This is a genomic window from Oscillibacter sp. CU971 (assembly GCF_905219725.1).
In the GTDB taxonomy this organism is placed as follows: Bacteria; Bacillota; Clostridia; order Oscillospirales; family Oscillospiraceae; genus Oscillibacter.
The window spans coordinates 1-2,684 of the sequence record NZ_CAJMXG010000322.1; the positions used below are offsets into that span (position 1 = coordinate 1).

Below are 2,684 nucleotides of genomic sequence, written 5' to 3' on the forward strand. Positions count from 1 at the left end.
GCATAGCTGCGTCGCTCATTTTTCTGTATCATTCCCTCATTATACTACTTTTCCCTCTATTGGTACAGCTTCTTAGAGCAGCACCCAAAAATCATGAAAAACGTTCAGCGGTTCAGCAATCGCAGGGCCGCGTTGCCGTCCTTGACGGGCGTCAACCCAGTCCTGGCGGAAAAACGCTCCGGGTCGGCGTTTTGACGATTTTAAAACGGGCTCTAGTCCTGGGAACACCGGAACAGCTCGGCATAGAGGTCACGGGGCAGCAGGTCCCGGAGGGTCTCCATGCCCTGTTGATACTGGTTCTCATAAGCGGCGAAGGAATCCGTCCGCTGGATCTTGAAGCCCTCCCGGACATACAGGAGCAGCGCCTTCCAGCTCCAGGGCTGGGTATGGATATAGACGGGGAACTCCCCCAGGTCCTGAAATACGGCCAAGGCCTCCCGGCAGAGGGCCTTTCCCAGGCCCCGGCCCTGGGCCTCCGGAGATACCGCCAGCCAGTGGAGAGAGGCGACCTCCCCGCCGCCCCTGGGGTCCCGCCAGGCGCTGCAGGTCCCGGCCACCCGCCCTCCGCCGTCCACGGCGAAAAGGCAGCGCCGGGCCAGGTCTTGGGCGTGGGAGCCGTAGGTCTGGACAAAATAGGCCCGGGCCTCCTCCTGAGGGTCAAAATCCCCGATTCCGTATTCCAAAGCCGCCCAGGCCGCCTCGTCCCCCGGCTGGTAAAAGCGCAGCCGGAAGCCCTCTGGCAAAACAGGGGCCCGCCTCTGCCAGTGGTCGAGGCGGAGAATCAGGTTGTAAAAGGGAACGCTCCGGTCCGGAAGGCCGGGCCTCATGGCTCCCGGCCCTCCCGCAGGCAAAGGGCCAGGGCGGGCCGCCGGGTGGTGATGTTCCGGACTCCCAGGGACAGGAACCATTTCAGCTCCCAGGCTTCGTTGACGGTCCAGACCGACAGGCCGACGCCAGCCCGGCCCAGGGTTTCGGCCAGCCGCCGGGTCACCAGGCCCTGGTAAATGTTAACCGTACGGATGCCGGCTTTTTGGCAGACAGCGATGATTTTTTCCGCCGCCTCCAGTTCAAAGTCCGGCTTTTCCCGGTAGCTGAGGTAGAGGCCGGGAACGTATTCCTCCATGTTCAGATAGACCTCGGCACCGAGAGCGGGGGCGGCGGCGTCCACCGTCCCGGAGAGAATCAGCCGGCCAGAGAGACCGGCTTCCTCCGCCAGGCGGCAGACCGCCGCCTCCAATCCCGGCTCCTTGAGGTCGCAATTGATGTTCACGCCGGGCCGGGCCGCCGCCATCCGCAGGACNTCCGCCAGCCGGGGCGCCTGCGCTCCCACCTGGTCGTGCCCGATGGCCAGGGTCTCGCTCCCGTTCCCGCCGGGCAGGCGGCGGACGTCCACCTCCAGCGTGTCCGCGCCGCAGCCCAGGGCATACTCCACAAATTCCAGGCTGTTATCCGGCCTGCCGTCCGCCCCTGTGTGAGCGGTAATAAGCGTTTCCATAATGCCTCTCCTTTTTCTCATGATTTCCGGGAACTGCTCTAGGAATGGGGAACCCTTCGAACTTGCGGCCTTTTCCGCTTTTTAATTCCTGACTCCCGCGTCCTCGTTTCGCGTGGGGCCGAACCGGCGGAAGGGCTGAGCCCCTCCGCCGGTTTTGATGGTCACTTTTCCCACTCGTTTTCCTTCAGGTTGGTGTAGATATACACGCCGGCGGAGACGGAGCAGATGAGGAACATAATGACCGACAGGGCCGCGGAGCGGTTGTAGGCCAGGTACTTGTTGAACTGGTCGAACAGGGCGATGCCCAGCATCTTGGGGGCGCTTCCGCCCATCAAATAGGGCGTGGTGAAAGAACCCACGTTGGACATGAACACAAAGGTGGCCGCCACGACCACGTCCTTGATGGACAGCGGCAGAATCATGGAGGTGAACACCTTGAACTTGCTGGCTCCCACGTCCCGGGCGCCCTCGATGATGGAATCGGGGATGGCGCCGAGGCCGGCCGTAATCATCAGCGCGGCAAACGGGATGTTGAACCAGAGGTTCATCATAATCATGCCGTTGGCATGGTACATCAATCCCAGCTTTACGTCGTGCCCGAACACCAGTCCGATGCGGTTGATGAGGCCGGAGTCCCGGATGATGGTGATCATGGCGTACACGGCGCACATGGCGGGAACGAAGCGGGGAACCAGGTACAGCGTACCGATGGTCTTGGCAATCTTAGACCGGACAAAGCGCAGGTACAGCGCCAGCAGATAGGCCACCACAATGGCGATGGCCACGGTCATCAGGCACACGTACAAGGTATACAGGATGTTTTTCAGCTGGGCCGGTTCGGTGAAGAAGTAGGTGTAGTTGTCCAGCGTAAACTCGCCGGTCTTGGAGTCCTGGAAGCTTTGAATCACCGCCAGGACAATCGGGTAAGCCACGGTCAGCATGACGACGAGGAACGCCGGCAGCACCAGGCCGTAGGCCACCAGATTTCGCTTCAGGTTTTTACTCATAGCATCCCCTTCATTCGCGTGAATTACGGCCTTGTTCAGCCGATGGTGGCGATTTCGCTGTCCCAGCGCTCGTTGAAAGAGGTGGACAGGCCGCCGATGGACTGGAGGCGGAAGTTGGACACGTCCAGGCCCTGGAGGTCCTCATAGCCGGTCATGTCCATGCTGGAGGCGTCGATCAGGGG

2 protein-coding genes are annotated in these 2,684 nt (G+C 61.6%); both read right to left on the minus strand.

Annotated features, from left to right (window positions below; all coding sequences use genetic code 11):
* Positions 1-212: 212 nt before the first annotated feature.
* Entirely contained in the window at positions 213-827 is a 615-nt protein-coding gene (locus JX325_RS14805; protein WP_204791842.1) for a GNAT family N-acetyltransferase, read from the minus strand.
* An 829-nt stretch (positions 828-1,656) separates the two neighbouring features.
* Positions 1,657-2,502 carry an ABC transporter permease gene (locus JX325_RS14810; RefSeq protein WP_204791843.1) on the minus strand — a complete coding sequence of 282 codons (846 nt, stop codon included), beginning with the start codon at positions 2,500-2,502 and terminating at the stop codon, positions 1,657-1,659.
* Positions 2,503-2,684: the final 182 nt, after the last annotated feature.

What these genes read in the sequence shown, in the direction of transcription:
- JX325_RS14805 (WP_204791842.1), bottom strand. Translation starts at nt 827, where the DNA reads ATGAGGCCCGGCCTTCCGGACCGGAGCGTTCCCTTTTACAACCTGATT.
- JX325_RS14810 (WP_204791843.1), bottom strand. Translation starts at nt 2,502, where the DNA reads ATGAGTAAAAACCTGAAGCGAAATCTGGTGGCCTACGGCCTGGTGCTG.